At 63.4% G+C, this 16,484-nt stretch carries 14 protein-coding genes and 1 tRNA gene; 4 read left to right on the top strand and 11 right to left on the bottom strand.

The features are described 5' to 3' along the window. The first annotated feature begins 36 nt into the window (after nucleotides 1-36). The 3 genes from AC5RWO_RS12680 (at nucleotide 37) to AC5RWO_RS12670 (ending at nucleotide 3,276) form a co-directional block, all read left to right on the top strand. Nucleotides 37-810, top strand: coding sequence for an alpha/beta hydrolase (locus AC5RWO_RS12680; RefSeq protein WP_498731744.1), 774 nt, complete (start codon nucleotides 37-39; stop codon nucleotides 808-810). Then, nucleotides 803-1,288: a hypothetical protein gene (locus AC5RWO_RS12675; RefSeq protein ID WP_498731743.1), complete on the top strand. Its 486-nt coding sequence runs from the start codon at nucleotides 803-805 to the stop codon at nucleotides 1,286-1,288. Before AC5RWO_RS12680 ends, AC5RWO_RS12675 begins: the two co-directional genes overlap by 8 nt. Nucleotides 1,289-1,461: 173 nt before the next feature. Then, a complete protein-coding gene (locus tag AC5RWO_RS12670) occupies nucleotides 1,462-3,276 on the top strand; it encodes an AMP-dependent synthetase/ligase (RefSeq protein ID WP_498731742.1) in 1,815 nt (604 codons plus the stop codon). A 27-nt stretch (nucleotides 3,277-3,303) separates the two neighbouring features. On the opposite strand, the gene AC5RWO_RS12665 is transcribed toward AC5RWO_RS12670, so the two are convergent. Further along, the gene (locus AC5RWO_RS12665) at nucleotides 3,304-4,719 is read right to left on the bottom strand and encodes a mycothione reductase (RefSeq protein WP_498731741.1); all 1,416 of its coding nucleotides are present in this window, start codon (nucleotides 4,717-4,719) and stop codon (nucleotides 3,304-3,306) included. Between the two features lie 189 nt (nucleotides 4,720-4,908). Next, complete coding sequence (locus AC5RWO_RS12660) at nucleotides 4,909-8,334, bottom strand: pyruvate carboxylase (protein WP_498731739.1); 3,426 nt, start codon at nucleotides 8,332-8,334, stop codon at nucleotides 4,909-4,911. Between the two features lie 305 nt (nucleotides 8,335-8,639). Here AC5RWO_RS12660 and AC5RWO_RS12655 point away from each other — a divergent pair, with 305 nt between their 5' ends. Beyond that, nucleotides 8,640-9,479: a ParA family protein gene (locus AC5RWO_RS12655; protein ID WP_498731738.1), complete on the top strand. Its 840-nt coding sequence runs from the start codon at nucleotides 8,640-8,642 to the stop codon at nucleotides 9,477-9,479. A 99-nt stretch (nucleotides 9,480-9,578) separates the two neighbouring features. Here AC5RWO_RS12655 and AC5RWO_RS12650 read toward each other — a convergent pair whose 3' ends face one another. The 9 genes from AC5RWO_RS12650 to AC5RWO_RS12610 all read right to left on the bottom strand — a co-directional run bounded on the left by AC5RWO_RS12650 (nucleotide 9,579) and on the right by AC5RWO_RS12610 (nucleotide 16,482). Then, nucleotides 9,579-10,169 carry a MerR family transcriptional regulator gene (locus AC5RWO_RS12650; protein WP_498731736.1) on the bottom strand — a complete coding sequence of 197 codons (591 nt, stop codon included), beginning with the start codon at nucleotides 10,167-10,169 and terminating at the stop codon, nucleotides 9,579-9,581. 221 nt (nucleotides 10,170-10,390) lie between these two features. Continuing rightward, the gene (locus tag AC5RWO_RS12645) at nucleotides 10,391-10,897 is read right to left on the bottom strand and encodes a bifunctional nuclease family protein (protein WP_169994510.1); all 507 of its coding nucleotides are present in this window, start codon (nucleotides 10,895-10,897) and stop codon (nucleotides 10,391-10,393) included. Between the two features lie 11 nt (nucleotides 10,898-10,908). Then, complete coding sequence (gene ftsR, locus AC5RWO_RS12640) at nucleotides 10,909-11,640, bottom strand: transcriptional regulator FtsR (protein ID WP_498636946.1); 732 nt, start codon at nucleotides 11,638-11,640, stop codon at nucleotides 10,909-10,911. A 21-nt stretch (nucleotides 11,641-11,661) separates the two neighbouring features. Then, nucleotides 11,662-12,144, bottom strand: a complete 483-nt coding sequence (locus AC5RWO_RS12635; RefSeq protein ID WP_498731735.1) for an FHA domain-containing protein — start codon at nucleotides 12,142-12,144, stop codon at nucleotides 11,662-11,664. 82 nt (nucleotides 12,145-12,226) lie between these two features. After that, a complete protein-coding gene (gene gcvH / locus AC5RWO_RS12630; RefSeq protein WP_498731734.1) occupies nucleotides 12,227-12,613 on the bottom strand; it encodes a glycine cleavage system protein GcvH in 387 nt (128 codons plus the stop codon). Between the two features lie 204 nt (nucleotides 12,614-12,817). Continuing rightward, a tRNA-Pro gene (locus AC5RWO_RS12625) sits at nucleotides 12,818-12,891 on the bottom strand. A gap of 88 nt (nucleotides 12,892-12,979) precedes the next feature. Then, complete coding sequence (der, locus tag AC5RWO_RS12620) at nucleotides 12,980-14,536, bottom strand: ribosome biogenesis GTPase Der (RefSeq protein WP_498731732.1); 1,557 nt, start codon at nucleotides 14,534-14,536, stop codon at nucleotides 12,980-12,982. Between the two features lie 126 nt (nucleotides 14,537-14,662). After that, nucleotides 14,663-15,367, bottom strand: a complete 705-nt coding sequence (gene cmk, locus AC5RWO_RS12615; RefSeq protein WP_498731731.1) for a (d)CMP kinase — start codon at nucleotides 15,365-15,367, stop codon at nucleotides 14,663-14,665. Continuing rightward, nucleotides 15,364-16,482 carry a prephenate dehydrogenase gene (locus tag AC5RWO_RS12610; RefSeq protein WP_498731730.1) on the bottom strand — a complete coding sequence of 373 codons (1,119 nt, stop codon included), beginning with the start codon at nucleotides 16,480-16,482 and terminating at the stop codon, nucleotides 15,364-15,366. Before AC5RWO_RS12610 ends, cmk begins: the two co-directional genes overlap by 4 nt. Between the last annotated feature and the right edge of the window lie 2 nt (nucleotides 16,483-16,484).

Raw genomic sequence — 16,484 nt, 5'->3', positions numbered from 1 at the left:
TAGAAGATTATAGGTACCAGATGACAACATAGTGTCATGACCACCTTGGAGCCGCCCCGGCCCTTTGCGAGCAATGGCCACGGTCCTAATTCACGGATCGGCGTGGTGCTCAGCCACGGGTTCACCGGCTCTCCCCGCAGCCTGCAGAACTGGGCCGATTATCTGGCTGAGGCGGGATTCGCCGTTCGGCTGCCGCTGCTCCCCGGGCACGGCACGACCTGGCAGGAATTGGCCAAGACCCCATGGGAGCACTGGTACGGCGCGGTCGAGCAGGCATATGACGAACTCGCGCGCGAACGCAGCACGGTCTTCGCCGCAGGTCTTTCCATGGGCGGCGCGCTGGCCCTGCGGTTGGCGGCGTACCGTCCGGTCGCCGGTGTCGTTGCGGTCAACCCGGGGCTCACGTTTGCCAACCCTGTGGCCCGGTTTGCCGGTGTACTCAAGTACATCGTCAGGTCCACCCCCGCCATCGCAAACGACATCAGCAAGCCCGGGCAGGATGAGCAGGCGTATGCCCGTACGCCTGTGGCTGCTGTGCACCAGCTGAGCCGGCTCTTTGCCAATACCACCGCCTCGCTGCCACGAGTGGACGCTCCGGCGCTGATTTTCCGCTCTACCGTAGACCATGTAGTCCCGGAGTCCAGCACCGCGCTGATCCGCAGGCAGATCGGCTCCCGGCGCCTGACGATCGTGGAACTTGGCAACAGCTACCACGTGGCGACCATGGATAATGATGCTGAACAGATCTTTGATCACTCGGCCCGGTTCATCCTGGAAAATGCCGGCGAAAGGAACGCCACGAATGTCTGACCGCGAACCGTCGCAGGACGATGCTGTTTGGCAGGATCTTGTCGCCCGGCTCGAGTCAGCCGAAGCAGCGCCGGATCCGCAGGACAAGAACATTCCAGGTCAGGACAATCCAGAGCCTGCTGACGCCGGCAATCAACCCTCAGCGGGCTTGTCCGGCCCCAACTTTCCGGCAGAAAACCTGCCTGAAGGCGCCATGCCCGTCACGGGCCCCAGGGACCACTACGCGCCCGAGCCTGAGGACGACGAGTTTGTACCGCCAGAGCCTGCGCCCCTGGGCACGGGCGAACCTCTGCTGGTGCTGGCTTGGTGTGGCGCCGTCGGCGGACCCCTGGCCTTGCTGCTCATGGCTATGTTCTGGCGCAGCGCGCCCTTTGCCGCCGTCGTCGGTTTGATCGTCATGATCATTGCTGCCGGCGCGTACCTCGTCTCGAGGCTGCCCGGCGAGAGGGACAGCGGCGACGACGGTGCGCAGGTCTGAAAAGCCCCAGGCGCCGCAGGTAGGGTGACCGAAGGCGCTGGAATCGTTGCAGCACCCAGCCGGGCGGCGCTCCGTTATCGATTCGTAGGTTACCAGCGAGTACAGCAATGTGATTTAGGTTATAGGCTAAAGGGAAACCCATTGGGTGGTTTGCTGACAATAAAGGAGTCGATGTGCGCGAATACAGCGTCCCTGCCATGGTGGATGTTCCCCGGAACTCGAACATCACGGATCTCGTGGTCAAGCAGGCTGGGAAAGCCTCCAACCCCGCATTGTTTTCCCGCAAAGATGCTTCCGGGACATGGCAGGATATCCGCGCCACCGAATTCCTCGCCGACGTTGTGTCGCTGGCCAAGGGAATGGCTGCCAGCGGGATAGCTCCCGGGGACCGCGTGGGGATTATGGCGCGTACCCGCTATGAATGGTCGCTGGTGGACTTTGCCATCTGGTTTGCGGGCTGCGTTTCCGTGCCTATCTACGAGACATCATCCCCCAGCCAGGTTGCCTGGATTCTGGGCGATTCCGGTGCCGTCGGTGCTTTTGTCGAAAGCGCTTCGCACGAGAACGTCGTCCGCCAAGCGGTTTCGAATGAGTCACTGGATGCCGTCAAGCACGTCTGGCAGCTGGACGGCACGGGTCTGGATGCCCTGCGCGCTGCCGGTGCGGATCTTGACGACAGCGTCATCGAGGAGCGGCGCGGACTTGCTGGGCTGGATGACCTGGCGACCATTATCTATACTTCCGGCACCACGGGCCGGCCCAAGGGATGCGAACTGACCCATGGCAACTTCGTGGAGCTTTCAGCAAGCGGGGCTGCAGCGCTGCCGGCCGTTGCCCATGAGGGGGCCCGGACCATCATGTTCCTGCCGCTGGCCCACGTCTTCGCGCGCTTCATCTCGGTCCTCTGCGTTACTTGCGGTGCCACCGTAGCCCACACGCCGGACGTCAAGAACCTGCTGCCGGATCTGCAGAGCTACCGCCCCACCTTCATCCTCGCGGTGCCCAGGGTTTTCGAAAAGGTTTACAACAGTTCCATGCTCAAGGCCGAGGACGGCGGCAAGGGCAAGATTTTCCACGCCGCCGCGGACACGGCGATCGCCTGGTCCAAGGCGGAGCAGGCCGGTAAAGTTCCCTTAATGCTGAGCTTGAAGCACAAGCTCTTCGACAAGCTCGTGTTCCATAAAATCCGTGAGGCCATGGGCGGGCGCGTCGAGTACGCGGTTTCCGGCGGCGGTCCACTGGGCGAACGGCTCGGCCACTTTTTCCACGGCATCGGGCTCCTGGTCCTGGAAGGATATGGTTTGACGGAAACCACTGCGCCCATATCCGTCAACACTCCCAGCCTCGTGAAGATCGGTACGGTAGGGGCTCCCCTGCCGGGCAACGCGGTCAAGATTGCCGACGACGGCGAGATCCTCACCAAGGGTATCTGCGTCATGCGCGGCTACTTCAACCGTCCGGACCTGACCGAAGAAACCTTCGACGACGGCTGGCTGCGCACCGGTGATATCGGTGAACTGGATGACGACGGCTTCCTCAAAATCACCGGCCGCAAAAAGGAAATCATCGTTACCGCCGGCGGGAAGAACGTCATCCCGGCACTGCTGGAAGACCAGATCCGCGCCGATGCCCTGGTGTCCCAATGCGTGGTGGTCGGCGACCAAAGGCCGTTCATTGCGGCGCTCATCACCTTGGATGAAGAGGCTCTTCCCGGCTGGCTGGAGCGCCACGGACTGCCAGCCGGTACTACGGTCGCCGAAGCGGCTGAACACGAAAAGGTCCGGGCCGAAATCCAGTCGCTGATTGACCATGCCAACCAGTCGGTGTCCCAAGCCGAAGCGATCAAAGCCTTTAGGGTAGTTCCCACGGACTTTACCGAAGCCTCGGGACACCTGACACCGTCAATGAAGATCAAGCGCGCACAGGTGATGCAGGACTATGCAGGCATAGTAGAAGAAATCTACGCGCCAGCCGGTTCCCGGCGCTAGCCACGGCCGGAAACCGGCCTGCTGGCGCTAAGCGGACGGTGCGTCCGTCCCCAGCGCCAGCAGAGCATTTTCAACTACTTCAGTCAGGGCCGGGTGGATCCAGTACTGCCCGCGCGCCATGGTGTACGCGTCTAGGTCGAACGACATCGCCTGGATCAGGGGCTGGATCAGGATAGAGGCCTCATGGCCCATGATGTGGGCGCCGAGCAACCGTCCTGTGGCCTTGTCGGCGATGAGCTTGACGAATCCGGTTGAGTCTTCCATCGCCCACCCGTAGGCCGTGGTTCCATACTCCTGGATGACCGTGACAATTTGCGCGCCGCTTACCTCGGCATCCTGCCGCGCCTGTTCCTCAGTCAAACCGACGCTGGCAATCTGCGGACGGGTGAAGACTGCAGATGGCACGAACAGATGGTCGCTGGGGCGCAGGTCTTCGGGATGCTCAAGGTTATGAGTAACCACCCGTGCTTGATGGTTCGCGACGTGCTTGAGTTGGTACGGACTGCTGACATCCCCCAAGGCCCAGATGCCCTCGGCGGGACTGCCGTCGGCGAGCACGCGTTGGAATTCATCGACGGCAAGCCGACCGTCTTCCTCCAGGTCGAAACCGGCAGCCTGAACATCCAGGGAGTCGGCATTGGTCAGCCTTCCGGTCGCCACCAGGACAATGTCAGCGTCCACAACAGCTTCACCGCCGTCGGTGCCGGCGATGGTGGCACGTACCCCTGGCCCCGCCTCCTCGATCCGCGAAAGCGTCCAGCCGAGTTTCAGATTCCATTGCGCAGCAGCCGCGGCGGTGAAGCGCTCCGAAATAATCCGGTCCTCGGACTTCAGCAAGGGAGCCGACCGGTTGATTTGCGTTACCTCACAACCAAAGCCAGAGAAAACTGCGGCGAATTCGGCTGCAATGAAACCGCCGCCGACGATGAGTACTCGCGCCGGCAACTGATCGATCCGCATGACAGTGTCGGAAGTATGCACTTGCGGCAGATCAATACCGGGAACATCCGGCAGATGGGGACGCGAACCCGCCGCGATAACGATGTGTTCAGCCTCGATGCTTTGACCGCTTGCCGTCACCAGGGTTTTCGGCCCGGTGAACTTCGCGTATTCCGGATACAACGTGACGTTGTCCAGTTCCTCGTCACGGTAGCGCCGCCCGCCTTCGGAGATGGCATCGATCCGGCCGAAGACACGGTCCCGGACCTCCTGCCAACGCACGTCCTTGACCGCCATGTCCACGCCCAGCGCAGCCGCTTCCTTTGCCGCGGAAGCCAGTTGCGCCGGGTAGACGAACATCTTGGTCGGAATGCAACCGACATTCAGGCACGTTCCGCCGAACGTGCCGCCATCGATTATGGCCACCTTTTTGTCGTCCCAGTAAGGAGTTATCAGGGAGTTGCCGGAACCGGAGCCGATGATGGCCAAATCGAAGTAAGTCACGAACAACCATTTTAGACGACATAGAGGGCCGGGCGCCGTAAGTGGCATCGGCTCCCGGCCCGTCCGGGCGGCCATTATCGCCGGGGATTCCCGTGCGCCGGCTCCATCCGACCGGCAAAGAGCGGCCCCCGGAACCATATACCGGGAGCCGCATACTATTGCCTCTTGACGGAACCTACATATCAGCTACTACTCAATGACGAGCAGCAGGTCACCGCCCTGCACCTGCTCGACAGAGGAGATCGCCAGCCGCTTCACCGTTCCGGCAACCGGGCTGGTGATGCCTGCTTCCATCTTCATGGCTTCAATGGTGGCAATGGTGTCGCCCACCGCGATTGCGTCGCCCACCTTGGCTGTCACAGTGACAGCACCGGCGAAGGGCGCGGCAACCTGGCCAGGAGCGTTCGGATCCGCCTTTTCGGCAACCTTTGCCTGGGATTCGACACTCCGGTCCCGCACAGCAACGTTACGCTGCTGGCCATTGAGCGTGCAGTGAACCGTTCGCATGCCCTTCTCATCCGGCTCGGAAATTGCACCGAGCGTCGCGATGAGGCGCACGCCCTTCTCGAGTTCGATAACGTGCTCGATGCCGCGCTGCAGTCCGTAGAGGTAATCGCGGGTATCGAGCACAGATACGTCACCGTATGTCTCGCGGGTCGATTCGAAGTCCTTTGCGGGACCGGCGAAGAGCAGCCTGTTCAAAGTGCTGCGCCGGGTCGCGGAATCGGCTTGGAGCGCGGCCGAGTCCTCGGCACTGAGTTCGACGTCGCGGACCTTGATCTTCCGGCCCTGCAGTGCCTTGGTCCGGAACGGCTCCGGCCAGCCGCCGGGAGGATCGCCGAGCTCGCCCGAGAGGAACCCAATAACAGAGTCCGGAATGTCGTAGTTCTGCGGATTCTCGGCAAAATCGGCCGGGTCCACCCCGGAGCCCACAAGCTGGAGAGCCAGATCACCGACGACCTTCGATGACGGAGTGACCTTGACCAGGCGACCGAGGATACGGTCCGCCGCCGAGTACATGTCCTCAATGTCTTCGAACTGCTCACCCAGTCCAAGCGCGATGGCCTGCTGGCGCAGATTGGAAAGCTGTCCCCCCGGAATCTCGTGCTGGTAAACCCGGCCCGTGGGGCCGGGCAGCCCGGACTCGAAGGGGGCGTACACGCGTCGGACCGCTTCCCAGTACGGTTCAAGCGAGCCTACGGCCGCAAGGTCCAGACCGGTGTCTCGTTCCGTGTTCGCCAGGGCGGCGACGAGTGCGGAGGCCGAGGGCTGGCTGGTGGTGCCGGCCATGGCTGCGCTGGCGACGTCGACGGCATCCACGCCCGCTTCCACGGCCGCGAGCAGGGTAGCCAGTTGGCCGCCTGCCGTATCGTGCGTATGCAGGTGAACAGGCAGATCGAAACGCTCGCGCAATGCCGTCACCAGTTTCCTGGCTGCCGCAGGACGCACCAGTCCGGCCATGTCCTTAATGGCGAGGATGTGCGCGCCGGCATCGACGATGCGCTGGGCAAGGTCCAGGTAGTAGTCGAGTGTGTAGAGGTCCTCCGCCGGGTCCATCAGGTCTCCGGTGTAGCAGAGGGCCACCTCAGCCACGGCGGTCCCCGTCTCGCGTACCGCGCGGATGGCCGGTTCCATTTGCGAGACGTCGTTCAGGGCGTCGAAGATCCGGAAAATGTCGATGCCGGTTGCTGCTGCTTCCTTCACGAAGGCAGCGGTGACTTCCTCCGGGTAGGGCGTGTAGCCGACGGTGTTGCGTCCGCGCAGCAGCATCTGCAGGCAGATGTTCGGAATAGCCTTGCGCAGGGCGGCCAGCCGTTCCCACGGGTCCTCGCCGAGGAAGCGCAGGGCCACGTCGTACGTTGCGCCGCCCCAGGCCTCCACGGAGAACAGCTCTGGGGTCAGTGTGGAGATCGCCGGCCCGGCCGAGACCAGGTCCCGGGTACGCACGCGGGTAGCCAGCAGCGACTGGTGGGCGTCGCGGAAGGTGGTGTCGGTGACCGCGACAGCCTGCTGCGCGCGCAGGGCCGCGGCGAACTTCTCCGGTCCGAGTTCTTGGAGCGACTGCCGGGTTCCCTTGGCCGGGATCACCGGCAACGCTGCGGTGGATTCGAGCGCTTCGCGGGCGATCTGGGGCAGCTTGTCCACCGGGGCCGTCTTCGCGGTCAGAGCACCATTGGGCTGATTGACGGTCACATCAGCCAGCCAGGTCAGCAGCTTCGTTCCGCGGTCGGCGGAGACACGCGCCTGCAGCAGCTCCGGGCGTTCGTCGATAAAGGAGGTCGCAACATTCCCGGCGACGAACTCCGGGTCACTGAGGACCGCCTGCAGGAACGGAATGTTTGTGGAGACGCCGCGGATGCGGAACTCCGCCAGTGCCCGTCGCGAGCGGGCGACAGCCGTGGCGTAGTCGCGGCCGCGGCAAGTCAGCTTGACCAGCATGGAGTCGAAGTGGGGGCTGATTTCGGCACCCGCATAAACGGTGCCGCCGTCGAGCCGTACGCCGGCGCCACCCGCAGAGCGGTAACCGGTGATTTTTCCGACGTCGGGCCTGAAGCCGTTCGACGGATCTTCCGTGGTGATACGGGACTGCAGTGCGGCACCCTTGATCGTCACCGTATCCTGGCTCAGACCGATGTCCGCGAGCGTCTCACCGGAGGCAATGCGCAGCTGTGCCTGGACCAGGTCCACATCCGTGATTTCTTCTGTAACAGTGTGCTCAACCTGGATCCGCGGGTTCATCTCGATAAACACATGCTGGCCCGCACGCTCGCCCACCGTGTCCACGAGGAACTCGACCGTACCGGCATTGGTGTAATTCAGCGCCGTAGCAAACTTCACCGCATCCCGGTAGAGAGCCTGGCGGATGTTCTCGTCCAGGTTCGGCGCCGGAGCGATCTCCACAACCTTCTGGTGGCGGCGCTGCAGTGAGCAGTCCCGCTCGAACAGGTGCATGACGTTGCCCTCGCCGTCGGCGAGGATCTGTACCTCAATGTGCCGAGGGCGCAGCACAGCCTGTTCCAGGAACATGGTCGGATCGCCGAAGGCCGTGTCAGCCTCGCGCATGGCGGCCGAGAGGGCCTCCGGCAGTGCGTCACGGGTGTCGACACGGCGCATGCCACGGCCGCCACCACCGGCGACGGCCTTAACGAAAATGGGGAAGCCGATTTCATCGGCCGCTGCCAGCAGCTGATCTTTATCCGCAGTCGGCGCAGAGGACTTCAGCACCGGAATCCCGGCCTTCCGGGCAGCGTCCAGGGCGTGGACCTTGTGACCGGCAAGCTCGAGGACATCGGCCTTCGGGCCGACAAAGGTGATTCCAGCGCCGGCGGCCGCACGGGCCAGATCCGGGTTCTCGGACAGGAAGCCGTAGCCGGGGTAGATCGCGTCGCAACCGGATTCCTTTGCAACACGGATAATCTCGTTGACGTCGAGGTATGCCCGTACCGGGTGTCCCTGCTGGCCGATCAGATATGCCTCATCGGCCTTCTGGCGGTGGATCGAATTCCGGTCCTCGTAAGGGAAAACCGCCACAGTCTTTGCGCCCAGCTCATAGGCAGCGCGGAAGGCACGGATGGCGATTTCACCACGGTTGGCCACCAGGATTTTTGAGAACATGTCGCTCCTGCGTCATTGCGATCGGTCGGGGTTGTGGTGCAAGTCTCAAGTACTGCTATTGCGCATGGCAAGTAAGTGTTGCGCACATCACGAAATGCACCCACTTGGAACGTAATGATAGCGGGAACCCGGCGAACCCGGACTATCTCCGGCGGAGCCGACAGGCGGGACAGGTGCCGGAATCCTTTATCGACGGGCAGGCGACATATGATGGTGGAGGGATTTTTGGTTCTCGGCCGGTCCCGACTGGTTCACCAGCAGCGGGCAGCCGTCATGACAAGACATGTTAGGTATTGGTTTAACACGTGCAAGTAGTGAGCATCAGTAGTCTCAAGGGCGGCGTCGGAAAAACGTCGGTTACTTTGGGCCTGGCATCCGCGGCACTGGCGGCAGGAATTCCCACACTGGTCGTAGATCTGGATCCGCACGCCGACGCGACCACGGGTCTCGGCGTCCGGCCTTCGCGCCAGACGGATATCGGCGGCCTGCTAAAAAACGCCCGCAAGGCGGATCTGGGGGCGAACGTTGCCCCCAGCGGCTGGGTCGCCACCGCTGCCGCCAACGGGCAGCATGCGGTGGGCCGGCGAATTCTCGACGTCGCCGTCGGCTCTGCATTCACCGGAATCTATGACCGGCCCGACCTCGGCCGCCGGGACCTGCGCCGGCTCTCCACGGTCCTCTCCCGGGTTGAAGGATACTCGCTGGTACTCATTGACTGCCCGCCCTCCCTCAACGGCCTCACCCGCATGGCATGGACGGCAAGCAACCGCGTGCTGCTGGTTGCCGAACCGAGCCTCTTCTCCGTTGCCGGAACGGAACGCACTATGCGGGCCATTGAATTATTCCGCGACGAATACGCGCCCAATCTCACGACGGCGGGAGTGGTCGCCAACCGCGTACGCTCCGGTTCGAATGAACACACGTTCCGTCTGGCCGAGATGAAATCCATGTTCGGCGAGCTGCTACTGGCTCCTACCATTGCTGAGCAGGCCAACTGGCAGCAGATCCAGGGTGCCGCTCACGCCATTCACCACTGGCCTGGGGAGTCAGCGCGCCAAGCCGCGGGCCTATTCGACGAGCTGCTGAAGAACCTGACGGACTCCGGCCGCATGCGCAACCGCGTCCTGCGCCGGACTCCCAGCTGACCGGCCCCTCCCACGCACACGAAAGAAGGGCACCGGACGGGTGCCCTTCTTTCGTAGTCTTCCGAGCACACCGTGTGCGTGCCGCCCGGCTTGCCGGCGTTAACTGATTTTGCGGACCCGGCGCCGGCTCAGTTCGTCCTCGGGGAAATCCTGTTCTGCAACGTGTTCGCTGGGCAGTTCGGCAAGGCTGCCCTCGACTTCGCGCCACACACGTCCGACCGCTATGCCGAACACACCCTGGCCGCCCTGCACCAGATCTATAACCTCGTCCGCAGACGTGCATTCGTATACGCTCGCACCGTCACTCATCAACGTGATCTGGGCCAGGTCTTCCACGCCGCGCTCCCGCAGGTGTTCCACGGCGGTACGGATCTGTTGCAGAGAAACCCCTGTGTCCAACAGACGCTTGACTACCTTCAGTACCAGAATGTCCCGGAAGCTATAGAGCCGCTGCGAGCCGGAGCCCGAAGCCCCGCGTACCGCCGGCTCCACCAAGCCGGTGCGGGCCCAGTAGTCCAGCTGCCGGTAAGTGATTCCTGCGGCCTTACAGGCCGTTGGGCCACGGTAGCCGGCGTCTTCATCCAGAACCGGCAGGTCCTCGGTGAACAGCAAACCCTGTGCACTAGCGGGAATCGCGGCACCCGGCGTTACGGCGTGCGACAACTCGCCCGCATCACCTTTAGGACTCACGTGAACCCTCCTTGTCGAAAGTTCCCTAGGGGGAAGTCGGCACCGCCGACACTCTCAGGGTTTGGTCTAAGTCTGCCCTGAGTTATCCGGCCATGCAATGGGAACTGTATGCTTCGACGTTAGAACGGCTGGGCGCTTCGGTCAAAGACGTTGGCTTTTTAGAATCCGGCGTGTCGGTTGGAATCGCGGAATTCCGCGTCCTGCCGTGGCATGCCCCGGCACTATTTCTCGAAATCCTCCGGCTCGACATCGGCCAGGAACTCGCGGAACTCGCGCAACTGCGATTCAGCATTTTCCTCAGCGGGTCCGGCTTCGCCTTCTTCCTCCTCGGAAGCCTCGGCAATCTGTACGCCGGCTTCCTCCATGACCTCTTCCGCACAGTAGATCGGGCAGGGAACGCGCAGAGCCACAGCGATGGCGTCCGACGCCCTGGAGCTGACTGTTTTGCCGCCGTCGAACACCAACTCCGCATAGAAAACGGTGTCCTGAACGGAGACAAGCCGCACCTCGGTGATCGTCCTGTCGAGCTCCTGGACAACGCTGCACAGCAGATCGTGCGTCATGGGGCGCGGAGGCTTAATGCCCTGCTGGGCAAAAGCTATGGCGCTGGCCTCGGGCGCCCCGATCCAAATCGGGATGTGGCGTTCGCCCTCGGTTTCCTTGAGCAGGACCAGCGGCTGATTGGAGGGCAGTTCAATCCGCACCCCGACAACCTCGACTTCGAGCATGGCTCCTCCGATCAGCGGTCCATTCGCGCGATATGTCCATTGACCAAGGCGCTGTGCAGGTTCAGGCAAAGATCGCTGATTTCCTTGGCGGTTTCGGCCGCCCGTGCTTTTGAGGCCACATCCCGCCGTGACGAGATGGGAGCCACGGCACGCTCCACGAGACCGAGTTCGCGGTCCGCTGCAGTCCGAAAGGGCCTCAGGTGCCGCGGCTCTATGCCGTGGGCTTCGAGTTGCACGCAGGCCTTGACGACCTTAAGGGCGTGCTCATCATAACGGGAATCCGCGGCCTGGATAAGTCCGAAGCTGACCAGCTCCTGGACCAGTGCCGTCGAAGCACCGGCCGCATCGCGCAGCTCCGCCAAGGTCAAGGACCGCGCCCGCCCGTTGAGCTCTTCGGCCAGCCGGCCGGAAACCATGCGCGGGGTCAGCGACATGCCGCCAGGCAGCGCCTCGGGCCGCTCCCCCCGGTCGATCGCGTCAACGTAGTCCTTGATGACCTTGAGCGGGAGGTACTGGTCCCGCTGCAGAGCCAGCACGAAGCGAAGACGCTCCACATCCTGGCTCGTGTACTTGCGGTATCCCGCCGGCGTCCGTTGCGGGGAAATGAGGCCCTTTTCTTCCAGGAACCTGATTTTGGAGGCGCTGATCTGGGGAAATTCCGCATTCAGTTCCTGCAGCACTTCCCCGATGTTGAGGACGCTGCTGCGGAACGTGTCCCTCCCGGTGCCGAGCGGACGCCGTATAGGTTGCGATGCGGGCACCGCCTAGTCCTGGCCCTTCCCAGCGGCCCCGCTGCCGGCGTAGTAGGTCAACCGGAACTTTCCGATCTGCACCTCGTTACCGGTCCGCAGCGCCAAGCTGTCGACGCGGTCATTGTTGACGTACGTGCCGTTCAGGCTGCCGGAGTCCACCACGGTGAATCCTTCACCGGTGCGGCGGAACTCGACATGCTTGCGGGATACGGTCACGTCGTCGAGAAAGATGTCCGCGTCCGGGTGCCGGCCAGCGGTAGTCACATCCTGATCGAGCAGGAAGCGGGCGCCGTGGTTGGGGCCGCTATGGGCGATCAGCAAGGCCGAACCGGCCGGCAGTGCCAAAACTGCAGCTTCCTCTTCCGTGGTCAGCTGCGGTGTCGGCAGGTAAGTCTTTGCCTGCGGGGGCAGACTGATGGAAGTGGTCTCGGCAGAAGCCTCCGAAGCACCATGGTCATGTCCGGTGCCTCTTGCGTTGTGCTCTTCGCCCACCATTAAAACGTCCTCCCCTGCAAAAAATAGCGGTCAACCGGTCAGTGACCGGTTGACCGTTCAAAAAACTACGGTTCCGGTAGCTCTAGCCTACCTGCTGTTCGTACTCCGAAGCACTGAGCAGCGATTCGGTTGCCGAGGCATCAGCGAGCCGTATTTCCATCAGCCAACCTTCACCGTAGGGATCGGAGTTGATCAGGGCCGGATCTGATTCCAGCGCGTCATTGGAAGCCACTACTTCGCCGGTGACAGGAGCATAGATGTCACTGACGCTCTTCGTGGATTCGACCTCGCCCACAACGTCGTTGGCGGTGATCGTGGTTCCGGTTTCCGGAACCTGCACGTAGACGACGTCACCCAGTGCGTCCTGGGCAAAATCCGTAATGCCGATACGGACAACACCGTCGGTGCCGGCAGCGGTCACCCACTCGTGTTCGGCGGTGTAGTGAAGGTCTGCTGGGACATTGCTCATGTAAATGCCTTTCTTGCGCCGCTGGATCCTCTGGGCCGGTGCTGCCGACGGCAACGGGCCACAGCTGAAAGTATAGGCACAGAAATTCGCCCTCCGACAGCCAGAGGCGACACATGTCGGCACGCACCGCCGCTCACCACCGGAGCCTGCGCACGGATGAAAAAAGTCCCGGTGATCATCGATCACCGGGACTTTCACCTACTGTCGGGTTGACAGGATTTGAACCTGCGACCCCTTGACCCCCAGTCAAGTGCGCTACCAAGCTGCGCCACAACCCGTCGTCCCGCCGGGGCCTGCCCGGCTGAACTACCTCAAATACCTTACAGCATATTTTGGCCTGCGATTACCACCCGTGGCCCGCGTTACTTAACGCTTACGGCTGCGCTTTTCCCGCACACGCATAGCGACGTCGATCGGCGTGCCTTCGAAGCCAAACGTCTCGCGCAGGCGGCGGGTGATGAAGCGGCGGTAGCCGGGATCCAGGAACCCAGTGGTGAACAACACAAATTTCGGCGGGCGGCTCGAGGCCTGGGTACCGAAGAGGATCCGGGGTTGCTTGCCGCCGCGCACAGGGTGCGGATGGGCGGCCACCAGCTCGCCGAGGAACGCATTGAGCCGTCCGGTCGGGATGCGCCTGTCCCACGATTCCAAAGCCGTGTCGAGGGCTGGAACCAAGCGGTCCTTGTGCCATCCGGTCTTGGCGGAGATATTGACGCGCGGTGCCCAGTCGACGTGGGCCAGGTCCTGCTCGATTTCGCGTTCCAGGTAGCGGCGTCGTTCGTCGTCGAGCAGATCCCATTTGTTGAACGCCAGCACCAGGGCCCGGCCTGAGTCGATGGCCAGCTGCAGGATGCGGACGTCCTGCTCGCTGAGCACCTCGTCCACCGCCAGAAGAACGACGGCGACCTCCGCCTTCTCCAACGCGGACTGCGTCCGCAGCGAGGCGTAGAAGTCCGCACCTTGCTGCATGTGGACGCGGCGCCGGATACCTGCGGTGTCCACGAACCGCCAGGTCCGTCCGCCGAGCTCGATCATCTCGTCTACTGGGTCACGGGTGGTGCCGGCCTCCGGATCCACTACAACGCGTTCGCTGCCGGCCAGCTTGTTCAGCAACGAAGACTTGCCCACATTCGGCCGGCCGATCAGGGCCACGCGGCGCGGGCCTCCGGTGCGTTCCAGTCCACCGTATGCGGAGAACTCAGGCAGGACTTCCATGACGGCATCGAGCATGTCGGCGGTGCCGCGGCCGTGCAGTGCCGACACCGGGTACGGCTCCCCGAAGCCCAGACCCCACAGAGTGGAGGCATCGGCTTCCTGGGCCATGTCGTCGACCTTGTTGGCGACCAGGATGACGGGCTTCTTCTTGCGCCGGAGCATGCGCACCACAGACTCATCCGTGGCCGTTGCGCCGACGTTGGCATCCACGACCAGCAGCACGGCGTCGGCCATGTCTGCGGCAACCTCGGCCTGCTCGGCCACCCGGGCATGGATGCCCCTGGCATCGTGCTCCCAACCGCCGGTGTCGACGAGGGTGAAATTGCGGCCGCTCCACTGTGCGGCGTAGGTCACGCGGTCGCGAGTAACACCGGGGGTGTCCTCCACGACGGCCTCGCGGCGGCCCAAAATACGGTTGACCAGGGTCGATTTACCCACATTCGGGCGGCCAAGGATGGCGAGGACGGGATCTACGCGCTTTGGCGCATCCTCGTCGACGTCCTGGTCCATTCCGGCCAGTAGGGCGGCGTCCTCTTCGTCCAACTCATAGTCCGCCAACCCGGCACGCAGCGACTGCGCGCGCTGCTCGGCCTCGGCATCGTCGATTGCCTCGAGACGCTCGGCGATGTTGTCTTCGCCGGCGGGCTCGTACTCGCTGCCGGTGTATCCGTCTCCGGTGGGCCCGTTGCCGGATTGTGTGGCGCTCATGGTCGCTGTCCTTCTGTTAATGCATGTAGATCGGTTCTGCCGCAGTGTCCATTGAAACATGCTGGCAGATTCAACCGTGACGGTGTATGTCCACAGGGCCGCCGTGAGGACCGGATTTCGTGCAGGTCAGTGCGCGGCGCTGCGGACCGCGGCGAGGACGGCTTCGACGGTTTCCTCGAAGTCCAGGTCGGAGGAATCCACGGTGAACACGCCGTCGGCGGCTTCGTGGAAGTTGACTACCGTTGAATCCTTTGCGTCCCGGGTCAGGACCTGTTCCTGCAGCTGCGCATCGCTCTGGGTTCCGCCAAGCTGGATACCGCGGCGGCGCAGCCGGGCTTCTTCACTGGCGGTGAGCAGGATGCGGGCCTCGGCGTCAGGGGCCACCACGGTGGTAATGTCGCGGCCTTCGGCGACGATCCGCCTTCCTGAGTCCGCGATGATCTGCTGCTGGCGGCGGATGAGCTCGGCCCGAGCACCCAGCGTGGTGGCCACGGCGCTGACCGCCGAGGAGATGCTGGGTTCGCGGATGGCCAAGGTCACATCGGTGCCACCGACGCTGACCAGTTCCTGGTCGGGATCCGTGCTGATCTTCAGGTCCACTTCGCGACTGGCTTTCTCGACGGAAGCGGCTTCCTGCAGGTCCACACCCGTATCCAGGCAATGCCAGGTCACCGCCCGGTACATGGCGCCGGTGTCCAGGTACGCCGCATGCAGCCGGCGTGCAGTTTCCCGGCTGACGCTGGATTTGCCCGAACCGGACGGCCCGTCGATGGCCACCACCAGTGGTTTCCCCAACCGGTAGTGCCTCATATCCGTAGCAGCCGAACTCATTGCAGTACCTTCCATCCGTGCGAATCCAAGTAGTCGATCAGTTCCTGCCGTCTGCTGGGCAGGACGGAGATTTCCACCATGCCCACATCCTGTCCGGAGGAATGGTCCAGCCGCAGATCCTCCAGGTTGATGCCCACCTCGCCGATCTCCGTCAGCAGCTGTGCAATCTGCCCAGGCCTGTCATCAACCAGCACGGTCAGCCAGGCGAACGACTGCGGCGGCGCGCCGTGCTTGCCCGGAATCCGGGCCTGGCCCGCGTTGCCTTCGCTGATCAGCTGCGCGAGATCCAGCCGCGCGCCGGTGGCCTCCGGATGCTCCAAGGTGCCGATCAGCCTGTTCAGGTCCTCGCGCACGCCGTAGAGGATCTTGACCAGCTTCGCGGCGTTGGCGCCCAGGATCTGCACCCAGAGGGCGGGGTCGCTGGCGGCGATGCGGGTGACATCACGCAGTCCTTGCCCGGCAAGGGAGAGGGCATGCGGTTCCGTGTCCTGCAGCCGGCTGGCCAGCAGCGAGGACATCACCTGCGGCAGGTGGGAGATCAGGGCCACCGAGGCATCATGTTCATCCACGGACATCTTCGAGACCACGGCGCCAAGATCGATGGCCAGCGCCTGCGCCGTCTTCAATGCTGCGGCACTGGTCTGCTCGTTGGGGCACAGCACCCACGGCATCGAGGTGAACAGTTCGCCGCGGGCCGCCACCGGGCCGGACTTCTCCCGTCCCGCCATCGGATGCGTGCCGATATAGCGCGCAAGATCCGCGGCTCCGAGTGCCGGGTCCTGCTGCAGTTCGGTGAGCACGGAGGCCTTCACGCTGGCAATATCAACAACGACGGCGGACGGGTAGTCCCGCAACGCCTGCGAAACCACTCGGGCGGTCACGTCCGGAGGGGACGCCACGACGACAAGCTGCGGGGACAACCCCTCCCCCGGGTCCAAAGCCCGTCCGGCGCCGATGTCCTGGGCCACGGCCTGCGCCGAGGGCGAGGGATCCGAGAGCACGACGTCGACGGAGCGGGCGCGCAGTCCGAGTCCGATGCTGGCGCCGAGCAGACCGGTGCCGATGACCAGAACCGGACCCGAGAGATGGGTGGCCTGTAGGTGTGCAGGATTCAAGC

It is taken from the genome of Arthrobacter sp. B055-34 (genome assembly GCF_059090425.1).
This window is presented reverse-complemented; position numbering and strand designations above follow the sequence as displayed.

Bases quoted from the DNA above. Each gene is read 5' to 3' on its own strand.
- AC5RWO_RS12680 (WP_498731744.1), top strand. From the start codon at position 37: ATGACCACCTTGGAGCCGCCCCGGCCCTTTGCGAGCAATGGCCACGGT.
- AC5RWO_RS12675 (WP_498731743.1), top strand. From the start codon at position 803: ATGTCTGACCGCGAACCGTCGCAGGACGATGCTGTTTGGCAGGATCTT.
- AC5RWO_RS12660 (WP_498731739.1), bottom strand. From the start codon at position 8,334: ATGTTCTCAAAAATCCTGGTGGCCAACCGTGGTGAAATCGCCATCCGT.
- AC5RWO_RS12645 (WP_169994510.1), bottom strand. From the start codon at position 10,897: ATGCTCGAAGTCGAGGTTGTCGGGGTGCGGATTGAACTGCCCTCCAAT.
- AC5RWO_RS12635 (WP_498731735.1), bottom strand. From the start codon at position 12,144: ATGGTGGGCGAAGAGCACAACGCAAGAGGCACCGGACATGACCATGGT.
- gcvH (WP_498731734.1), bottom strand. From the start codon at position 12,613: ATGAGCAATGTCCCAGCAGACCTTCACTACACCGCCGAACACGAGTGG.
- der (WP_498731732.1), bottom strand. From the start codon at position 14,536: ATGAGCGCCACACAATCCGGCAACGGGCCCACCGGAGACGGATACACC.
- cmk (WP_498731731.1), bottom strand. From the start codon at position 15,367: ATGAGTTCGGCTGCTACGGATATGAGGCACTACCGGTTGGGGAAACCA.